Annotated in this window: 13 protein-coding genes, 1 tRNA gene and 1 pseudogene; 5 read left to right on the top strand and 10 right to left on the bottom strand. The window is 65.4% G+C overall.

The window, feature by feature from the left end; translation table 11 throughout:
* The 3 genes from D477_RS07365 to D477_RS07355 form a co-directional block, all read right to left on the bottom strand.
* A partial coding sequence (locus D477_RS07365) for an alcohol dehydrogenase catalytic domain-containing protein (protein ID WP_005268383.1) occupies nt 1-673 on the bottom strand: 673 nt, incomplete at its 3' end.
* Between the two features lie 127 nt (nt 674-800).
* Complete coding sequence (locus D477_RS07360; protein ID WP_005268382.1) at nt 801-2,003, bottom strand: aromatic ring-hydroxylating oxygenase subunit alpha; 1,203 nt, start codon at nt 2,001-2,003, stop codon at nt 801-803.
* A gap of 61 nt (nt 2,004-2,064) precedes the next feature.
* A complete protein-coding gene (locus D477_RS07355) occupies nt 2,065-3,246 on the bottom strand; it encodes an NAD(P)/FAD-dependent oxidoreductase (protein ID WP_005268381.1) in 1,182 nt (393 codons plus the stop codon).
* Nucleotides 3,247-3,538: 292 nt separating this feature from the next.
* Between D477_RS07355 and D477_RS07350 the strand changes: the two genes are divergently transcribed.
* The 3 genes and pseudogenes from D477_RS07350 (at nt 3,539) to D477_RS07340 (ending at nt 8,371) form a co-directional block, all read left to right on the top strand.
* Entirely contained in the window at nt 3,539-3,889 is a 351-nt protein-coding gene (locus tag D477_RS07350) for a bifunctional 3-phenylpropionate/cinnamic acid dioxygenase ferredoxin subunit (protein WP_005268380.1), read from the top strand.
* A gap of 59 nt (nt 3,890-3,948) precedes the next feature.
* Nucleotides 3,949-5,841: a BCCT family transporter gene (locus D477_RS07345; RefSeq protein WP_005268379.1), complete on the top strand. Its 1,893-nt coding sequence runs from the start codon at nt 3,949-3,951 to the stop codon at nt 5,839-5,841.
* Between the two features lie 47 nt (nt 5,842-5,888).
* Nucleotides 5,889-8,371, top strand: a pseudogene (locus D477_RS07340) (GcvT family protein).
* Nucleotides 8,372-8,457: 86 nt separating this feature from the next.
* Here the strand turns inward: D477_RS07340 and fdhA are convergent.
* The 6 genes from fdhA to pcrA form a co-directional block, all read right to left on the bottom strand.
* Complete coding sequence (gene fdhA / locus D477_RS07335; RefSeq protein ID WP_005268378.1) at nt 8,458-9,672, bottom strand: formaldehyde dehydrogenase, glutathione-independent; 1,215 nt, start codon at nt 9,670-9,672, stop codon at nt 8,458-8,460.
* Nucleotides 9,673-9,756: 84 nt separating this feature from the next.
* Complete coding sequence (locus tag D477_RS07330) at nt 9,757-10,542, bottom strand: MIP/aquaporin family protein (protein WP_005268377.1); 786 nt, start codon at nt 10,540-10,542, stop codon at nt 9,757-9,759.
* Nucleotides 10,543-10,786: 244 nt separating this feature from the next.
* Entirely contained in the window at nt 10,787-11,722 is a 936-nt protein-coding gene (sucD, locus tag D477_RS07325) for a succinate--CoA ligase subunit alpha (RefSeq protein WP_005268376.1), read from the bottom strand.
* 19 nt (nt 11,723-11,741) lie between these two features.
* The gene (gene sucC / locus D477_RS07320) at nt 11,742-12,905 is read right to left on the bottom strand and encodes an ADP-forming succinate--CoA ligase subunit beta (RefSeq protein WP_005268375.1); all 1,164 of its coding nucleotides are present in this window, start codon (nt 12,903-12,905) and stop codon (nt 11,742-11,744) included.
* Between the two features lie 243 nt (nt 12,906-13,148).
* On the bottom strand, nt 13,149-14,156 hold the full coding sequence (locus D477_RS07315) for a mechanosensitive ion channel family protein (RefSeq protein WP_043846060.1): 1,008 nt from the start codon (nt 14,154-14,156) through the stop codon (nt 13,149-13,151).
* A 110-nt stretch (nt 14,157-14,266) separates the two neighbouring features.
* Nucleotides 14,267-16,630: a DNA helicase PcrA gene (gene pcrA, locus D477_RS07310; protein ID WP_005268373.1), complete on the bottom strand. Its 2,364-nt coding sequence runs from the start codon at nt 16,628-16,630 to the stop codon at nt 14,267-14,269.
* A gap of 108 nt (nt 16,631-16,738) precedes the next feature.
* Between pcrA and D477_RS07305 the strand changes: the two genes are divergently transcribed.
* Nucleotides 16,739-17,383 (top strand): hypothetical protein, encoded by a 645-nt coding sequence (locus D477_RS07305; RefSeq protein ID WP_005268372.1) that lies wholly within the window; start codon nt 16,739-16,741, stop codon nt 17,381-17,383.
* A gap of 45 nt (nt 17,384-17,428) precedes the next feature.
* A tRNA-Arg gene (locus tag D477_RS07300) sits at nt 17,429-17,501 on the top strand.
* Between the two features lie 392 nt (nt 17,502-17,893).
* Here the strand turns inward: D477_RS07300 and D477_RS07295 are convergent.
* Nucleotides 17,894-19,123, bottom strand: coding sequence for an ROK family transcriptional regulator (locus D477_RS07295; protein WP_005268371.1), 1,230 nt, complete (start codon nt 19,121-19,123; stop codon nt 17,894-17,896).
* Nucleotides 19,124-19,208: the final 85 nt, after the last annotated feature.

The raw sequence follows: 19,208 nt of genomic DNA, 5'->3' as shown, positions 1-19,208 counted from the left end.
CGCCGAGTTGTTTGGCCATTTCGATCTTGTTGTCGTCGATGTCGACGGCGATGATCGTGGTGGCGCCGGCGAGTTTGGCGCCGGCGATCGCGGCGATGCCGACGCCGCCGCAGCCGATCACGGCGACGGATTCGCCGCGCTGGACGTCGCCGGTGTTGATCGCGGCGCCGATGCCGGCCATCACGCCGCAGCCGAGGAGGCCGACGGCGGCGGGGTCGGCGTCTTCGTCGACCTTGGTGCACTGGCCGGCGGCGACGAGGGTTTTTTCGGCGAAGGCGCCGATGCCCAGGGCCGGGGAGAGTTCGGTGCCGTCTTCGAGGGTCATTTTTTGGGTGGCGTTGTGGGTGTTGAAGCAGTATTTCGGCTGGCCTTTGGCGCAGGCGCGGCATTGGCCGCAGACGGCGCGCCAGTTGAGGATGACGCGGTCGCCGACGCTGATTTCGGTGACGCCTTCGCCGATGGCGGAGACGGTGCCGGTGGCTTCGTGGCCGAGCAGGTAGGGGAAGTCGTCGCCGATGCCGCCTTGCTTGTAGTGCAGGTCGGTGTGGCAGACGCCGCAGGTGAGGATGTCGACGAGGGCTTCGCCGGGTCCGGGTTCGGGCACGAGGATGGTCTCGATGCTGACCGGAGCGTTCTTTTCTTTGGCAACAACGGCCTTGACCTTATGAACCATGCTTCAGGAGGTTCCTTTCTGACTGTAGAGGGGCGGCAGACAACGGCCCGGTCTGCTTGAGACGGTCAGGCAAACCGGGCCACTTGTCCAGCCGGATAAATCTGCTCTTGGCGCGCCGTAGCGCGGCTTAGCGCTCGATGATTTCGGCCCGTTCCTCCAGCGGGGCGGTATCGGGGGTGAGGCCCAGCAGGTCCTCACCGGTGCGCTCCACGTCGCCGACCTTGCCGTGCACCCACTCGTGGAAGGCGCTGATGTGGTGCTCGCTGGGAACCAACACGCCGCCCTTGGAGTAGACCTTGGAAGCCATGGCCGGCTGGCACCGTTCGCACGCATCGAAGTCCTGCATGTTCACCCGGTGGAACAGTTCCACCGAGGCGGTAACGTCCTTGCCGGATTCGACCACGTTGGGCAGGTAGAGCCAATCGCATTCGACGATAGTGTGGTCGGCTGCCAGCGGGAACATCCGATGGATGATCACGTGGTCGGGCACGAGGTTGACGAAGACAGTGGGCTTGATCGTGATGGCATAGTAGCGCCGGTCCTGGTCGTCGCCAACGCCGGGGATGACATCGAGTCCTTCGGAGCCATCGATCGTGAAGCCCTTGATGTCGTCGCCGAATTCAGCGCCGTGGCCGACGAAATACTGCGCGGCAAGCCCGTCGGCGAATTCCGGAAGCACCTCGGTCAGCTCCGGGTGGATAGTGGCGCAGTGGTAGCACTCCATGAAGTTCTCGATGATGAGTTTCCAGTTGGCCTTCACGTCGTACTTGATCCGCCGGCCGACCTTCAGGTTCGCCACATCGTAGCCATCGATGGCTTCCAAGTCGCCCAGGCGCTCCTCGATGGCACCCATGACGTCAGCCTCGAAGGACGGCGGCTCTTCGGCCAGGCAGACCCAGACATAGCCCAGGTACTCGCGGATGTGGACCTTGGCCAACCCGTACTCGTTGCGGTCGATGTCGGGCATCTTGGTCAGGTTGGGCGCGGCGATGAGCTTGCCCTCGAAGTCATAGGTCCAGGCGTGGTACGGACACTGGAAGGAGCGGGCAGCCTCGCCGGACTCCTCCATGCACAGTTTGACCCCGCGGTGGCGGCAGATGTTGTAGAAGGCCCGGATTTCGCCCTTGCGCGTGCGGCTGATCAGTACCGATTCGCGGCCGATCTGGACGGTTTTCCAGGCGCCGGCCTTGTCCAAGTCTGACGAGCGGATGGCACAGAACCACATCTGTTCGAAGATCCGCTCCTGTTCGGCACGGAAGATGGCGGAATCCGTGTAGGTGTGTCCGGGCAGGGTGGCGATCAGGCTTTCAGAAATGATTTCAGTGGTCATGCTGCTTCCTCTGTTGAGACGAGTTGGAGGTCGAGTGGGATAAGGATGTCTGGACGGCGGCTTAGGCCGCGACGGCCGCGGCAGCTGCAGGTGCATTGTTCAGGCTGCGCCGCCACTTGGTGAAAAGCTTGGGCTGGTTCATGCCGAGGACGGCCACGGGCTCCTCGCCGCGGTAGTAGAGGGCGAGCACGTTATGCTGCTGCGGATCGCCCGCCTCAATGCTCAATCGGTCGGCCTGGGCGGCGTTGCCGGCGAACTGCAGTTTCACTCCGTACTGGTCGGACCAGAAGTACGGCACTTTGACCGGCTTGGGCGCAGGCTGGTCCAGCAGCGCCGCCACCGCTACGTCCGGATGCTCCACGGCGGTCGTCCAGTGCTCCACGCGGCGATGTGTCCGGATCCTGCCATCGAACCAGGCAGCGCAGTCGCCGACCGCGACGATTCCGGGAAGATTGGTCCGGCCGGATGAGTCGCAGGCAACGCCATTCGCAGTTTCCACGCCGGAGCCCGCCAGCCAGCCGGTGTTCGGGACAGCACCAATGCCCACGACGACCAGGTCCGCCGGCACATAGCGGCCATCGGTCAGCCGCAGGCCGCTGACGCAGCCTTCACCGCTGTGGAAGAGATCAATGCCGGCACCGCAGATGAGCTCTACGCCGTTGAGCCCATGAAGGCTTCCGACGACGGTACCCATCTCTTCGCCGAGCGGTCCACTCAGTGGCACCTGGCGGGATTCAATCACGGTGACCTCCAGCCCAAGGGCCTTCGCCGTGGACGCCACCTCGGCACCGATAAAGCCCGCCCCGACGACCACCAGCTTGCGCCCCGGCTGCAGTTCCGCAGACAGCGCCTGGGCGTCCGTCAAGGTGCGCAGGCTGAAGACATTAGCCAGCCCGGCGAGTTCGGGCAGGGTCCGGGCCGACGCGCCCGTGGCCAGCACAATGCCGTCCGCGGTCAAGGTTTCGCCGTTGGCCAGAGTGATCGCCCGGGCTGCGCCGTCCAGGGCGACCGCCCGGTTGCCCATCAGCCATTCGGCCTGCAGGTCCTCATCCGCGGTTTCGAGGGCCAGGTCAGCGGCACTGATCCTGCCGGCCAGGAAGTCCTTCGACAGCGGGGGACGGTCATACGGACGGTGCACCTCGTCGCCGATCATGAGGAGCCTGCCCGAGAACCCCTGGGCGCGTGCGGCACGTGCGGCGGAGAGCCCGGCCAGGGACGCTCCGACGACTGCAAGAGTCTGCATAGATTGGCCTTTCGCAGCACTGGAATTGGTGGTGGCATGCCCGGCCGGCACGCCTGGACGGTAATTGCGGTGGACGCAACTCGCATCACTATGTGAAACAGACTGCAGGCTCACCCAGCCTGTGTCAAGAGTCACAATCAGCGAATCAGCAAGACCGGGACAAGATGTGATTCACATAACACTCAACTCTTGACATCCCTGCCGGCCACGCCGCAGTCTGTTGCCTATTGCGAGCAAAGTTGTTCATAACGGAACTCGTTTTACAACGGCCCTATGAAAGAGGTTCTGTTCGATGCACAAGGCTTGTCCACTGAAGGATCTGGCGCCCGGAGATGCCATTCGCTTGGACACTTCACCGCCGATTGCCGTTTTCCATACCGAAGAAGGCGAGCTTTTCGCCATCGACGACACTTGCACGCACCAGGACGCCTCTCTGGCCGACGGCTGGGTTGAGGGTTGCGAGGTCGAATGCCCGCTGCATGCGTCGAAGTTCGACCTGCGCACCGGCAGTGTCGATGCTCCGCCCGCCAAGCTTCCGGTGCGCGTCCACACTGTGTCAGTTGTTGATGGCGAGATCCTGGTTGAGGAATCCACCGAAGCTCCGAACCTTCCACCCGGCCTGACCGTGGATGGCCACGTCTGAGCCGGTCCCGGCCGGCACGAACCCTGCCCCCTAGCAAGCCCAGAGCACGCAGAGGAACCATGGCAACCAATAACGAACTCGCCGTCGACGACGGCACCCCGGAAGAAGAGCTCCAGGAACTGCTCCGCCAGGAGACGGAGCCCGCGGACGATGTTCCCGTCGACACCCAACTGCTGCAGCAACTGCGGGCATCGGAATCGGAAACCGCGGCAACCATCAGGGACCGCGGGCCCCGCGGCCTGGACAAGACGGTGTTCGCAGTGGCCGGCGCACTCGCCGTGGCCTTCGTCGCCTGGGGTTTCCTGGCGACTGACAATCTGTCGACTACCTCCACCAGCGTCCTGAACTGGGTCATGGAGAACACCGGCTGGATGTTCATCCTGCTGGCCTCGCTCTTTGTCGTGTACGTGCTGTGGCTGGCCGTCGGGCGGTTCGGCAACATCCCGCTGGGCAAGGACGGCGAGAAGCCGGAATTCCGCACCGTCTCGTGGATCTCCATGATGTTCGCCGCCGGAATGGGCATCGGGCTGATGTTCTATGGAGTGGCCGAGCCGATGTACCACTACGTCGCTCCGCCGCCGGGGACCGTGGACGGCCAGACCCCGGAAGCCATCCAGACCGCCATGGCGACCTCGCTCTTCCACTGGACCCTGCACCCGTGGGCGATGTACGCCGTCGTTGGTATAGCCATGGCCTACGGAACCTACCGGCTGGGCCGCAAGCAGCTCATCTCGTCCATCTTCACCTCGCTCTTCGGCAGCAAGACCGTTGACGGGCCGGTCGGCAAAGTCATCAATATCCTGGCCATCTTCGCCACCCTCTTCGGCACCGCTGCGTCGCTCGGCCTGGGCGCACTGCAGATCGGCAGCGGGCTGGCGTTCAATGGCTGGGTGGGCGACCTGGCCACCCCGGTCATGGTTGCCATCGTGGCCGTACTGACCGCCTGCTTCATCGCCTCCGCCGTCTCGGGCATCCGCCGGGGCATCCAATGGCTGGCCAATATCAACATGGTGCTTGCCGTAGTGCTCGCGGTCATCGTATTCATTGCCGGGCCGACCCTGTTCATCCTGAACCTCGTGCCGGCCGCCGTCGGCGACTACGCCCGGGATCTGGCCGAGATGTCCTCCCGCACCGAGGCCGTCGGCGATGAGGCCCTGCGGACCTGGATGTCCGGCTGGACCGTCTTCTACTGGGCCTGGTGGGTCTCTTGGACACCGTTCGTCGGCATGTTCATCGCCCGGATCAGCCGCGGACGCACCATCCGCCAGTTCGTTACCGGCGTCCTGCTGGTGCCCAGCATCGTCAGCGTCATCTGGTTCGCCATCTTCGGCGGCGCGGCCTTTGGCGTCCAAGCCACGGCAGACGAGACGCCGGATACCTCCGACGGACTAGTGGACATTGTCGACGGCGCACCCTCCGTCTCCTTCGACGGTGCCCTGTTCGACCTGATCCAGAACCTGCCCATGCCCAACCTCATCGTCGGGGCGGTCGCCATCCTGGCGATGGTGCTGGTGGGCATCTTCTTCGTCACCGGTGCCGATTCCGCTTCCCTCGTGATGGGGTCCCTGAGCTCCAATGGTGCCGAAGAGCCCTCCCGGGGCGTCGTCATCTTCTGGGGATCCCTGACCGGTGCTGTCGCTGCGGTGATGATGCTCGCCGGCGGCGACGAACCCGCCGAAGCGCTGAACGGCCTGAAAAACATCACCATCGTGGTGGCGCTGCCCTTTGTCCTGGTCATGCTGCTGATGTGCGTGGCGCTGGTGAAGGACCTCCGGCGCGACCCGCTCTCGCTGCGCCGGAGGCTGGCCGATTCCGTGGTGGAACGCGCCATCCGCTCCGGAGTGGACCAGCACGGCGGCGTGCCGTTCGACCTCGTGACCAAGCACGAATGCGACGACCAGTGCGGCCCCGGCGGCCCTTGCCCGCCCGGCAAGGACACCATCGGCGCCTGACCTTCCCATCCCAACAGCACCACCAGACCTGCACAGGAGACCTATCTATGAGCACTTCCCCGCGCGTCGTCATCATCGGAGCCGGCATCGTCGGCGCCAACCTGGCCGACGAGCTCACCGCCCGCGGCTGGACCAACATCACCGTGCTGGAGCAGGGCCCGCTGCACCTGGCCGGCGGATCCACCTCGCACGCCCCCGGCCTGGTGTTCCAGACCAACGCCTCGAAGACGATGACCGAGTTCGCCAGCTACACGGTGGACAAGCTGCTGTCCCTGCGCAAGGACGGCCAGCCGTGCTTCTGGCAGCTTGGCGGTCTCGAGGTGGCGACCACGCCCGAGCGGCTCGAAGAGCTCAAGCGCAGGCTCGGCTTCATCACCTCCTGGGGCGTCGAGGGCCGGCTGATCGATCCGGACGAATGCGAAAAGCACTACCCGCTGCTGGACCGGGACCGGGTCCTCGGCGGCCTCCATGTTCCCTCGGACGGGCTGGCGCTGGCCGCCCGTGCGGTGCAGCTGCTGATCGAACGCGCTTCCGCCGCCGGCGTCGTCTTCCGCGGGTCCACCACGGTCACCGGGGTCAGGGAGGAAGGCGGGCGGGTTGCCGCAGTGGTGACTGACGACGGCGAGGTGCCGGCCGACGTCGTTGTCTCCTGTGCAGGTTTCTGGGGGCCGAAGGTCGGGGCCATGGTCGGCATGGATATCCCGCTGCTGCCGCTGGCGCACCAGTACGTGAAGACCACGCCGGTGGCCGAACTGGCGGGCCGGAACGAGCTGCCCAACGGTGCCCGCCTGCCCATCCTGCGCCACCAGGACGCGGACCTGTACTACCGCGAGCACGGCGAACGGATCGGCATCGGTTCCTACGCACACCGGCCGATGCCTGTGGACCTGGACGAGCTGCCGTCCTTCACCGCGGAGCAGATGTCCGAGCACCGGATGCCCTCTCGGCTGGACTTCACCCCGGAGGACTTCGAGCCGTCCTGGCAGGAAAGCCAGCGGCTGCTGCCGATGCTTCGCGGTGCCCGGATCGAGGACGGCTTCAACGGGATCTTCTCCTTCACCCCCGACGGCGGGCCGCTGATCGGCGAATCGCCCGATGTAAAGGCTTCTTCGTCGCCGAGGCCGTCTGGGTGACGCACTCGGCCGGCGTGGCCAAGGCCGTCGCCGAGCTGCTGGTCGAGGGCCGGTCTCGCACCGACCTGCACGAGTGCGAGGTCGCCCGGTTCGAGGACGTGCAGCGCTCGGAGGCCTACGTCAGCGAGACCTCGCAGCAGAACTTCGTGGAGATCTACGACATCCTCCATCCGCTGCAGCCGAAGGAATCGCCCCGGAACCTGCGCACCAGCCCGTTCTACCCGCGGCAGCAGGAACTCGGCGCCTTCTTCCTGGAGTCGGGCGGCTGGGAGCGCCCGCACTGGTACGAGGCCAACGCGAACCTGCTGAAGGAGCTCCCGGAGGCCTGGCAGCCGCCGGAGCGGGACAGCTGGTCCGCCCGCTTCCACTCCCCCATCGCCGCCGCCGAAGCGTGGAAGACGCGCACCGCCGTCGCACTTTACGATATGACCCCCCTCAAGCGCGTGGAGGTCTCCGGTCCCGGCGCGCTGGACCTGCTGCAGCGGCTGAGCACCGGCCAGATCAACAAGAAGCCGGGCGCCGTGACGTACTGCCTGCTGCTGGACGAGGCGGGCGGCGTGCGCAGCGACATCACCGTGGCTCGCCTGGCGGCCGAGCGGTTCCAGGCCGGCATCAATAACAACGTCGACTACGAGTACCTGCGCCGCGAAGCCGCCGAGCAGACCGCTGCCGACAGCTCGCGCTGGGTGCAGGTCCGGGACATCACCGCCGGCACCTGCTGCATCGGCCTCTGGGGGCCGCTGGCGCGCGAGGTCATCAGCAAGGTCAGCAGCGACGATTTCAGCAACAACACGCTTAAGTACTTCCGTTCGGCACAGGTCCGGATCGCTGGCTTGAGCGTCACGGCGATGCGGCTCTCCTACGTCGGCGAGCTGGGCTGGGAGCTGTACACCACGTCGGACCAGGGGCTGAAGCTGTGGGACGCGCTGTACGAAGCCGGGCAGGAACACGGCATCATCGCCGCCGGCCGGGCCGCGTTCAACAGCCTCCGGCTGGAGAAGGGCTACCGGCTCTTTGGCCACGAGATGACGTCCGAACACCGGCCGGAGGAAGCTGGGCTGGGCTTTGCGGTCAAGGCAGACAAGGGCGACTTCGTCGGTTCGGCCGCCTTGGCTGAAGCGCCGGAGCCCACCCGGCGGCTGCGCTGCCTGGTGGTCGACGACGGCCGGTCGGTGGTGATGGGCAAGGAACCGGTGTACTTCGACGCCAAGCCCGCCGGCTACGTCACCAGTGCGGCTTTCGGCCACACCATCGGCAAGCCGATCGCCTATGCCTGGCTGCCGGCCGAGGCCGCCGAGGGCGACAAGGTCGAGATCGAATACTTCGGCCGCCGCATTCCCGCAACCGTCAGTGCCGAGCCGCTGGTGGATCCCGGCATGGAGCGGCTGCGCGGCTGACTTACCGGCCTGATTGCAAGGCATGAGGGGCACGGTCCGACGGACCGTGCCCCTCATCGTGTCCCGGGCGGGGATATCCGCCCAAGCTAGCCGGCGACCATCCCGTGGGGATCGATCACGTACTTCCTCGCGGCTCCCTGGTCGAATGCGCGGTAACTCTCGGGCGCCTCGTCCAGGCTGATCCTGGTGGCGTTCACGGCTTTGGAAATGTTGGCCTTACCGGCCAGGATCAGGTCCATCAGCCTGCGGTTGTACCGCTTCACCGGACACTGCCCGGTGGTGAACGAGAGCGACTTCGCCCAGCCGGTGCCCAACTGCACCCCGATCTGGCCAACCTTGGCGTTCTCGTCAATACCGCCCGGATCCCCGGTGACGTAGAGACCGGGAATGCCCAAGGCACCGCCCACTTGGGTCACGGTCATGATGTCGTTGAGCACGGTGGCCGGAGCCTCGGCGGCGTTTGCCCCATGTCCGCGTGCCTCGAAGCCCACCGCGTCCACCGCGGCATCCACCACGGGGACGCCGAGGATCTGCTCGATCTTGTCCGGCAGCGAGCCTTCCTGGCTCAGGTCAATAGTCTCGCACCCGAAGCTTGCGGCCTGCTTCAACCGGTCGGCATTCATGTCGCCCACGACGACAGCCGAGGCACCCAGCACGTGCGCGGAAAAGGCCGCGGCCAATCCCACCGGACCGGCGCCTGCAACGTAGACTGTCGAACCGGTCGTGACGCCGGCGGTGAATGCGCCATGGTAGCCGGTAGGGAAAATATCGGAGAGCATGGCCAGGTCCAGGATCTTCTCCAGTGCCTGGTCCCGATCCGGGAACTTGAGCAGGTTGAAGTCCGCGTAGGGCACCATCACGTACTCGGCCTGGCCGCCGATCCAGCCGCCCATGTCCACATAGCCGTAGGCGGCCCCTGGCCGTGCCGGATTCACATTGAGGCACACACCGGTCTTGCCTTCGTTGCACATCCGGCAGCGGCCGCAGGCAATGTTGAACGGCACCGAGCAGATATCGCCCTCTTTGACGAAAAGCACGTCATCGCCGGTCTCGACCACTTCACCGGTAATCTCATGGCCGAGCGACTGGCCCACCGGCGCCGTCGTACGACCGCGCACCATATGCTGGTCGCTTCCGCAGATGTTGGTCGCGACCAGCTTGAGAATGGCGGCATGCGGCGCCTTCTGCTGGATGCCCATCTTGCTGGCGACCTCGGCGGGCAGTTCGAGTTTGGGATAGTCGATCGATTCGACGGCGACTTCCCCCGGCCCCTTGTAAACTACAACACGGTTTCCCGTCATGGTTCTTCCTCTCGTTGCTGCATCCCAAGCCGCGCGGGAGCCGAAGCGCCCTGCGCCGCTGCATTTTTCGGTCGAACGTGCTGGCTATTCTTTGTCGGCATCAGGCTTGATGTTGGTTTCAGCGGGCATTGAAGCGTCGTCCGCCCGCGGCTCGGGCTCAGGGACTTCGCGCGGCCGCACCACGAGGTCGTAGGCGACGGCGGCGACAATACTGCCGATGAAGGGACCAACGATATACAGGGGGAACTGGGACCACTCGACTTCTCCCCCGAAGATCGCTTGGACGACGTAGGGTCCGAACGTGCGGGCCGGGTTCAGCGAACCGCCGGTCAGCGGGCCGATGACGAGGATGGCGCCGGCTACGGCCAGCCCGATGATCCAGCCTGCCCACCCCTTGGGCGCGCGCCGGTCCACCGCGACCGCCATGACCGCCAGCATGAGCAGGAAGGTTCCCAACGCCTCAGCGATAATGCCCTGCACATAGCCGACGCCTGCTCCCAGCACGGTCGCACCGCCGCCCAGGTCCACCGCCCGCGTTCCAAAGGATGCGACCAGCAGCAGGCTCCCGATCGCCGCCCCGACCAGCTGCGCCGCAAAATACGGAATGAGTTCCACCCAGGGAAAACGCCGGGTCACGGCCAGTGCAATGGTCACCGCAGGGTTGATGTGCGCACCCGAAATGGCGAGGAAGGCGTAAACAGCCACGGCGACGGCAATGGCGAACCCTAGGGCGATGAATCCAACGCCCGGATATGTCACTTCGCCTTGGCCGACGGTCAGCGCGCCCAGCACGGACCCCACACCAAAGACCACCAGGACTGCAGTACCGATCACTTCGGCGGCCAGGCGCCGCATCAAGCTCGGGGTCATTTTGCACCATTCATTCGATCAGGAAGAACCAGTCGCGAAATGGAACATCGCCGGATGCCAGCGAGTCTAGGGGCCTAGTCAGAGGCGGGTCAAGGGGCCTAAGGGCCCGGCGGAGACAGTAAACGGACGACGGCGGGCCCTTGCCCCGGTCTTGGGACGGAACCATTCGCCGTCGTGCTTTGGCCGAAAACAACAAACCCGCCGCTCCGAAATGGGCGGCGGGTTCGCTTGGGTTCAAACAGGTCTAGAGGTTCGAGGGTTCCTCGTGCTCCGGGTAGACCTCGCGCAGCAGGTGCGCGGTCTCGGACGGAGTCTTGCCAACCTTCACGCCTGCGGCCTCGAGGGCTTCCTTCTTGGCCTGCGCGGTGCCCGAGGAGCCGGAGACGATGGCGCCGGCGTGGCCCATGGTCTTGCCCTCCGGGGCGGTGAAGCCGGCCACGTAGCCGACAACCGGCTTGGTGACATTGTTCTTGATGAACTCGGCCGCGCGCTCTTCGGCGTCGCCGCCGATTTCGCCGATCATGACGATGGCCTTGGTCTCCGGGTCCGCCTCGAACGCAGCCAGGGCGTCGATGTGGGTAGTGCCGATGACCGGGTCGCCGCCGATGCCGATCGCGGTGGAGAAGCCCAGGTCGCGCAGTTCGTACATCATCTGGTAGGTCAGGGTGCCGGACTTGGAGACCAGGCCCACGCCGCCCTTGCCGGTGATGTTCGCCGGGGTGATGCCCACCAGGGACTCGCCCGGGGTGATGATGCCGGGGCAGTTCGGGCCGATGATGCGCGTGACCTGCTCGCCGTTGGCGTCCTTCTTGGACTGGGCCAGTGCCCAGAACTCGGCGGAGTCCTGCACGGGCACGCCTTCGGTGATGACCACCACGAGGCCGATTTCGGCTTCGATCGCTTCGACGACGGCGTCCTTGGTGAAGGCCGGCGGCACGAAGACGATGGAGACGTCGGCACCGGTTTCGGCCATGGCTTCCTTGACCGAACCGAAGACCGGCAGCTCAACCTCGGCGCCGTGCTGGTCCTTGTGCTTAACCGTGGTGCCGGCCTTGCGGGCGTTCACGCCGCCAACAATGTTGGTGCCCGCGTGCAGCATACGCGCGGTGTGCTTGGAGCCTTCGCCGCCGGTGATGCCCTGGACGATGACCTTGGAGTCCTTGTTGATGAAGATAGACATATTCTTTTTTCCTCGATCCTTAGGCGTTCGCCAGCTCGGCGGCCTTATCGGCGCCCTCGTCCATGGAGGTGGCCAAAGTAACCAGCGAGTGGTTGGCCTCGCGCAGGATGCGGCGGCCCTCGTCCACGTTGTTGCCGTCGAGGCGGACAACGAGCGGCTTGGTGGCCTTCTCGCCGAGGATCTCCAGGGCCTTCACGATGCCGTTGGCAACGGCGTCACAGGCGGTGATGCCGCCGAAGACGTTGACGAACACGCTTTTGACCTGCTCGTCGTTCAGGATCACGTCCAGGCCGTTGGCCATGACCTCGGCCGACGCGCCGCCGCCGATGTCCAGGAAGTTGGCGGGCTTGACGTTGCCGTGCTTCTCGCCGGCGTAGGCCACAACGTCCAGGGTGGACATGACCAGGCCTGCGCCGTTGCCGATGATGCCGACCTGGCCGTCCAGCTTGACGTAGTTCAGGTCCAGTTCCTTGGCCCGCGCCTCCAGCGGATCCGTGGCTTCCTTGTCCTCGAGCTCGGCGTGGCCGCTCTGGCGGAAGTCGGCGTTGTCGTCCAGGGAGACCTTGCCGTCCAGCGCAATGATGTCGCCGGAACCGGTCTTGACCAGCGGGTTGACCTCGACGAGGGTGGCATCTTCCTTCTTGAAGACGTCCCAGCACTTAATGATCGCCTCGGCCACCTTCGGGCGGAGCTCTTCGGCGAAGCCAGCGGCGGCGACGATCTCGTCAGCCTTGGCCTGGTCGATACCGACAGCCGGGTCGACGGCGATGCGGGCCAGCGCTTCGGGGCGCTCGACGGCGAGCTGCTCGATCTCCATGCCGCCTTCCACCGAGCACATGGCCAGGTAGTTGCGGTTCGCGCGGTCCAGCAGGATCGAGAAGTAGTACTCCTCGGCAATGTCGGCACCTTGGGCGATCATGACCTTCTTGACGGTGTGGCCCTTGATGTCCATGCCAAGGATATTCGAGGCATGCTCGAAGGCTTCATCAGCAGTCTTCGCGACCTTGACGCCGCCGGCTTTTCCGCGGCCGCCAACCTTTACCTGCGCCTTGACGACGACGACGCCGCCAATCTTTTCGGCAGCTTCCTTGGCTTCTTCGGGAGTGTAGGCAACGATTCCGGCCAGCACGGGTACACCGTGTGCCTCAAAGAGATCGCGCGCCTGGTATTCATACAGGTCCACGGGTTGTGTCCTTCTACGTCGAAGTCGTTTCTGACTCGGAGCACGGATACTGCAGCCGGCAACCTGAAACCAGGAAAGCCTGGCCGACCATTTCGCGCTCCATGGGGAACTCTAGTCCCTTGGGGCGAGGAGCCTGCCCTAGACTACCGCTTTTAGTGATCAAGGGCATACTTCTATCATTCGTAGAAAAGTAACGCCTTGCGGTAGGTTTCGCAGTTGCACCTAGCGGCCCCTCAGCAGTGGTTAGCTTTTGGCCCCGGCATTGGCGTCGGCTGCCTCGGAGTGGCTCTCGGATCCGGCGGGGACGACGGTGCTTCCGTCCCGGATCACCGTCTGGTTCAGCAGCGGGATCCGCAGGCCGGCGCGGTCCAGGTCCCGTTTGAGCCGGGCACGCATGGCCCGGGCAACGCCCCACTGCTCCAAGGGCTTGGTGCGGATGGCCAGCCGGATCGTGATGGATTCGCCGGTCAGCGCCTCGACTCCCCAAAGCTCGGGGTCGTCCAGGATGAAGCGGCCGTATTCCTCGTCCTCGCGCAGTTCCTTGGCGGAACGCAGGATCAGGTCGCCCACCTTTTCAACGTCGGCGTCATACGGCACCGGGATGTCCAGCACAGCCCGCGCCCACCCCTGGGAGGAGTTGCCGACCCGGAGGATTTCGCCGTTGCGCACGTGCCAGAGCGTGCCGTCCACCGCCCGAACCTGGGTCACCCGCAGGCCCACGGATTCCACTGTGCCGGAGGCCTCGCCGAGGTCCACGACATCGCCAATGCCGTACTGGTCCTCGGCCACCATGAACAGTCCGGAAAGGTAGTCCTTGACCAGGCTCTGGGCACCAAAACCGATGGCCACGCCGGCGATACCGGCGCTGGCCAGCAGCGGGCCGAGGTTGAAGCCCAGTTCGGTCATCACCATCAGGACGGCGAGAGCCGAGATCACCACAGTGGCCACGGACCGCAGCACCGAGCCGATCGTTTTGGCCCGCTGTGCCCGGCGGACAACAGCGATCGGCGAATCCTGCATCAGCCAGTAGCGCGGGTCCTTCTTGCCGACCTTGGCCGTCTCAAGCTTCTCCAGCTTGGCGGTCTCGCCGTCGGCGATTTTGGTCGTTGTACGGCGGATGATGATCCGGACGGCGAAGTTCAGCAGGAACGCGCCGATGATGATGACGGTTACCCGCAGCGGCTTGTCCAGCCAGAAATCCAAAGAGCCCATGGCCGCTACGTCGGCCGTATCCACGGAGAGAACATCCATGCCCAAAACGCTAGAGCGTTACCCGTCCGTGACCAAATGCGCCGACGGCCCCGGCACACCCCGCTGCCTGCCCGTCGAGCATTTCACGAGCAGTCGGCCGGACGAATGGCCTAGTCCAGCTTGGTCAGCGGGGCGTATCGCAGCAGCAGGCGTTTCTCGCCAACGCCGAATTTGACCTTCGCCACAGTCTTGTCGCCAGCGCCCTCCAAGGACAGCACCGTCCCGTTGCCGAAGCTGCTGTGGCTGACCTGGTCCCCGACGGTCAGCGCAATGACTTCCTTCTGCGGCTGGACGCGGCCCTGCCGGACGGCCGCCGGGGCGGTGGACTGGGAGGCGACGGGCCGGCCGGTGGCGCGGCCGGCGCCCCAGTGGGAACCGCCATAGCGGCTGGCACGGATGTTTTCCTGGCTGGTGAAGGCAGGCCGGCGGGACCCTTCGCGCTTCCAGTCGATCAAATCCGCGGGCACTTCTTCGATGAATTGGCTGGCGGGGTAGTACTGGCTCTGGCCCCAGAGGCTGCGCGATTCCGAGCGGGTCAGGTACAACCGCTGCCGGGCCCGGGTGAGGCCCACATAGGCCAGCCTGCGCTCCTCCGCCAGTTCCTTGGCATCCGCCATTGCCCGCTGGTGCGGGAAGACACCGTGTTCCAGGCCGGTGAGGAACACGACCGGGAACTCCAGGCCCTTAGCGGTGTGCAAGGTCATCAGGGTCACCACACCCTGGTCCTTGGCGAGGCGCGCGCCCTCATCATCCGGCGCGTCCGGTATCTGGTCCGCATCCGCCACTAGGGACACCTGCTCCAGGAAGCCGCCGAGGGATCCTTCCGGGTTGTCCCGTTCGTATTCGCGCACGACGGCGACCAGTTCAGCGAGGTTTTCGACGCGGGACTCATCCTGCGGGTCATTGCTCTGCCGCAACTCGGCCAGGTAGCCGGTTTGCTCCAGCACCGCCTCCAGTGCGGCGGCCGCACCGGAGCCGTTGGCCACCTCGGTCAGGTCATCGATCAGCTTGACGAAGGCGGCCACGCTGTTGACGGATCGCGTGGCCATGCCCGGCGCGTCCTCCGCCCGGCGCAGTGCCTCCATAAAGGAAAGGCGGTCGCGTTCCGCCAGCGCTGCCACGGCGTACTCCGCCCGGTCCCCGATGCCGCGCTTGGGTTCGTTGAGGATACGGCGGAGATTGACCACGTCGTCCGGATTGACCAGCACCCGCAGGTAGGCCAGGGCGTCCTTGATTTCCTTGCGTTCGTAGAACCGCGTGCCGCCGACCACCTTGTAGGGCAGCCCGACGCGGATCAGCAGGTCTTCGATGGAGCGGGACTGGGCGTTGGTCCGGTAGAAGATGGCCACGTCTCCCGGCCGGAGCTGCTCAGTGTCCTGCAGCCGGTCGATCTCATTCGCGATGAACCGGGCTTCGTCATGTTCGTTCTCGCCGACGTAGCCGATGATCTTGGCGCCATGGCCTTCCGCGGTCCACAGCCTCTTTTCGGGGCGGTCCGGGTTCTTCGAGATGACCGCATTCGCCGCCGTCAGGATGGTCTGGGTGGACCGGTAGTTCTGCTCGAGCAGGATGGTGCGGGCATCAGGATAGTCCTTCTCGAACTCGACGATGTTGCGCACGTCCGCTCCGCGGAAGGCATAGATCGACTGGTCCGAGTCCCCCACCACGGTCAGCTCTGCCGGCTCGATGTCCTCCCCCGCACCAGTCAGCTCGCGTACCAGCACATACTGGGCATGGTTCGTGTCCTGGTACTCGTCCACGAGCACGTGCCGGAACCGGCGCCGGTAGGAATCGGCGACTGCGGGGAACGCCTGGAAGAGGTAGACCACCTGGGCGATCAGATCGTCGAAGTCGAAGGCGTTGGCCTGGCGCATCCGCTCGGCATAGCCCTTGTAGACTTCCGCAACGGCCTGCTGGAAAGGATCCGAGTAGTTCGCGGTTGAGGCGTAGGTTTCTTCGTCGATCAGCTCGTTCTTCAGCGCCGAGATCCGGCTGGCAATGGCCTTCGGCGCGAAGCGTTTCGGGTCCAGGTCCAGCCCCTTGGCGACCAAGGTGATCAGCCGCAGGGTGTCCGCCGAGTCGTAGATGGAGAAGTTGGAGTTCAGCCCGACGGTCTTCGCTTCCCGCCGCAGGATGCGTACGCAGGAGGAGTGGAAGGTGGAAATCCACATGTTCCGGGCCCGTTCCCCCACCAGGGCCTCGATCCGTTCACGCATCTCCGCTGCGGCCTTGTTGGTGAAGGTAATGGCCAGGACTTCCCCCGGCCGTGCCCGTTTGGTAGCCAGCAGATGCGCGATCCGGTGGGTCAAAACCCTGGTCTTGCCCGACCCCGCGCCGGCGATGATCAGCAGCGGGGACCCCGCATGCTTGACCGCCTCCTCCTGCTGCGGATTCAGCCCAGCCAGCAGTTCCTGCGCATCAGGCAGGACAGGAACGGGCGGAGCATCGTAGGCCGGGTCTGTAAGGAAATCCATGGTCCTTTAAGTCTATTAGCCCCCACCGACAGCATGGGACAGATCCGCTCGGGGCCGAAGGCGGCAGGACATCCCCGCCGTCTGCGCGGCCATGGGGATAATGGGAGCATGTCGAAAACTCCGGCCCAGCGCGCCCGCAAGCACGGTGCCGCAGCAGGTACGCCCCGCCCCGGCGGGCGGGCAGCCCAAGGCGGGGAACCCGGCGTCGTCAATCCGTCCACGGACCGCACGCCCCGGAAAGCGGCGCTCAATGCCAATGCGATCATTATCGCCGGCGCCGTCTCCTCTGCCTTCCTGTTCGGCTACTCGTTCCTGCTGGTGATGCCACAGCTGCAGCAGCTCAGCGGCGGCCTGGCCATGCCGGACACCCTGGTCACGGGCTACTCGACGGAGTACGCGCAGCAGCTGCGCACCGCGCTCGGCGAGGACGGGACCGGGCAGTACAACTACTGGCACAAGACGGCGGACACGATCTTCCCGCTGCTGTTCGGCTTCACCTGGCTGCTGCTGGTTGGACAGCAGCTCAAGGGCCGGGCGCTGCGCTGGCTCTGCTGGACCCCGGTGCTGCTGTACGTGATCGCGGACCTGGCCGAAAACCAGGCAATCGACACGATGCTGGCGAGCGACCCCGCCGGCGGCGCCGGCTGGGCCATCTTCCTGACCGTCGCCAAGTCGGTGCTGTTCGGCCTGAGCATCGTGGCGGCGCTCGTGGCTGTCTTCGCCAGGCCGCGCCGAAAGCCCCACGCGGCCTAGGCGGACGGGAGGAGAGCCGCCCGCTTAAGCTAAACTCGATCCGTTGCCCCCGTAGCTCAGGGGATAGAGCACGGCTCTCCTAAAGCCGGTGTCGTTGGTTCGAATCCAATCGGGGGCACTCCTTGACCGGTTGGCGCGCGGCTTCGCCGGCTGTGGCGCTTAAGTAAAGCGGCCGCCGTCTGCGCATCCCCCCACGGATGCGCAGCCAGCGGCCGCTTCATGGTGCATTACCAAGTGGGCGACTGCGACGCCCCTGAGCGGGCACTCAAAGTTCCGTTCTTCCCGTTCCACGGAACCTGAGGCCTGCGCAGCCTCCCGCTTGGTTCAACAACCGGCGCCCCTCCCCAGGGCTGCTCCCGCTCTTGGACCGTTCATTCCAAGAGATGGCGCAGTCATACGAACACCTGCTGTTGTTAGATATATAAATCCATTTGATTTACTAAATCAAGTTAACCATGTGAATTCGCGGTGAATTTCGCCGTTTTTGCCGAATATGGCGATTTGTGGCTGTCAGCTGCCGAGCAGCAGCCCGCTCGCTCGCGGGCTAAAGGCATCGTCGAGGATCAGGCAGGCGCCGCCGATGGCGCCGACTTCCGGGCCTTGGGTTGAGCCCACGACCTCCAGCCTGTGGATTTCACGAGCTACAACATGCTGGGGAATCTCGTCGCGCATGAGCGGAAGCGCCAGGTCCGCCAGCGCGTCCCACAGCGGGCCTCCGAAAATCACGGTGTCGACGTCGAGCACGTTGACAACTTGGGCGACCACAAAAGCGAGGTTGCGGGCGCCGCGCCGCAGGATCGCCATGGCCTCGGCCTGTCCGCCCTCCGCCAGCCGGACCAGTTCCAGGATGGCCGCGGTGGTTTCCGGCAGCTGCTGGGCGTCGTGGTCGGCCGGAAAGATGCCCGCGTCGATCGCCTGACGGATCAAGGTGCCGAAATTCAGGCTCATGCCGACGCAGTTGCGCCGTCCGCACCCGCAGACCGGCACCTCATCCGGTACCGGGAAGTGGCCGATCTCGCCAATGTTGCCGGAGGAACCGCGCAGTACTTCGCCGCCCAGCGCCACGCCCGCGCCCAGCCCGGTCCCCAGGTAGATGAAGGCGAAATTGGCAGGGGCCTCGCGCTCACCGGCCCAAAGCTCGGCCACCACGGCCGCCGTCACATCCTTGTCCAGCAGCACCGGCAGCCCGGTCAGGCGTTCCAGCGGTTCGCGCAGCGGCACCCGGTCCCAGCCGGGCAGCATGGGCGGCGAAACCATCATGCCTTCCGGAACATTGATCGGGCCCGGCGCGGCTAGTCCCACGCCGAGGATCCGGCCGCGGTCCAGGCCTGCTTCCGCGATCAGCGCGTCCACGGCGGCGGCCATGGCTTCCACGGTGCCGTCAGGCTCCGCTGCTCCCGGCATGTCGTGACGGGCTCGCGCCACCACCTCGCCATGCAGGTTCAGGGCCACCAAGGTCATGACAGCCGGGTCCAGGTGGATGCCGATCGCGAAGCGGCTGGATACCTCCAGCTCCAGCACGGTGCGCGGCTTGCCCGGGCCGGAGACGGTCTTGCGGTCCTCCCGCACCAGCCCCTGGTCCACCAGCCGCCGGACAACATTGGAGATGGTTTGCGGGGACAGGCCGGTGCGCTCGACCAGTTCAACCCGTGCCACTCCCTCATGGGCGCGGCGGATCGCATCGAGGATGACGGCCTGGTTGTAGCCTCCGAGGCGGCCAAGATTGGTACCACGCTGCATGAATGAGTCCTGCTCCCCAAGACCTGGTCGTGACTTTGGTCAACCTATGACACTGTAGACGAACGGCTAGTCGGAAAACATCCCC

Source organism: Arthrobacter crystallopoietes BAB-32, from assembly GCF_000328305.2.
GTDB lineage: Bacteria > Actinomycetota > Actinomycetes > Actinomycetales > Micrococcaceae > Crystallibacter > Crystallibacter crystallopoietes_A.
Note: the sequence above shows the minus strand (reverse complement) of the source record. Positions and strands in the feature narration are given on the sequence as shown.

What these genes read in the sequence shown, in the direction of transcription:
- D477_RS07345 (WP_005268379.1), top strand. Translation starts at nt 3,949, where the DNA reads ATGGCAACCAATAACGAACTCGCCGTCGACGACGGCACCCCGGAAGAA.
- pcrA (WP_005268373.1), bottom strand. Translation starts at nt 16,630, where the DNA reads ATGGATTTCCTTACAGACCCGGCCTACGATGCTCCGCCCGTTCCTGTC.
- sucD (WP_005268376.1), bottom strand. Translation starts at nt 11,722, where the DNA reads ATGTCTATCTTCATCAACAAGGACTCCAAGGTCATCGTCCAGGGCATC.
- D477_RS07350 (WP_005268380.1), top strand. Translation starts at nt 3,539, where the DNA reads ATGCACAAGGCTTGTCCACTGAAGGATCTGGCGCCCGGAGATGCCATT.
- D477_RS07330 (WP_005268377.1), bottom strand. Translation starts at nt 10,542, where the DNA reads ATGACCCCGAGCTTGATGCGGCGCCTGGCCGCCGAAGTGATCGGTACT.
- D477_RS07355 (WP_005268381.1), bottom strand. Translation starts at nt 3,246, where the DNA reads ATGCAGACTCTTGCAGTCGTCGGAGCGTCCCTGGCCGGGCTCTCCGCC.
- D477_RS07295 (WP_005268371.1), bottom strand. Translation starts at nt 19,123, where the DNA reads ATGCAGCGTGGTACCAATCTTGGCCGCCTCGGAGGCTACAACCAGGCC.
- D477_RS07360 (WP_005268382.1), bottom strand. Translation starts at nt 2,003, where the DNA reads ATGACCACTGAAATCATTTCTGAAAGCCTGATCGCCACCCTGCCCGGA.
- D477_RS07315 (WP_043846060.1), bottom strand. Translation starts at nt 14,156, where the DNA reads ATGGATGTTCTCTCCGTGGATACGGCCGACGTAGCGGCCATGGGCTCT.
- fdhA (WP_005268378.1), bottom strand. Translation starts at nt 9,672, where the DNA reads ATGACGGGAAACCGTGTTGTAGTTTACAAGGGGCCGGGGGAAGTCGCC.
- D477_RS07305 (WP_005268372.1), top strand. Translation starts at nt 16,739, where the DNA reads ATGTCGAAAACTCCGGCCCAGCGCGCCCGCAAGCACGGTGCCGCAGCA.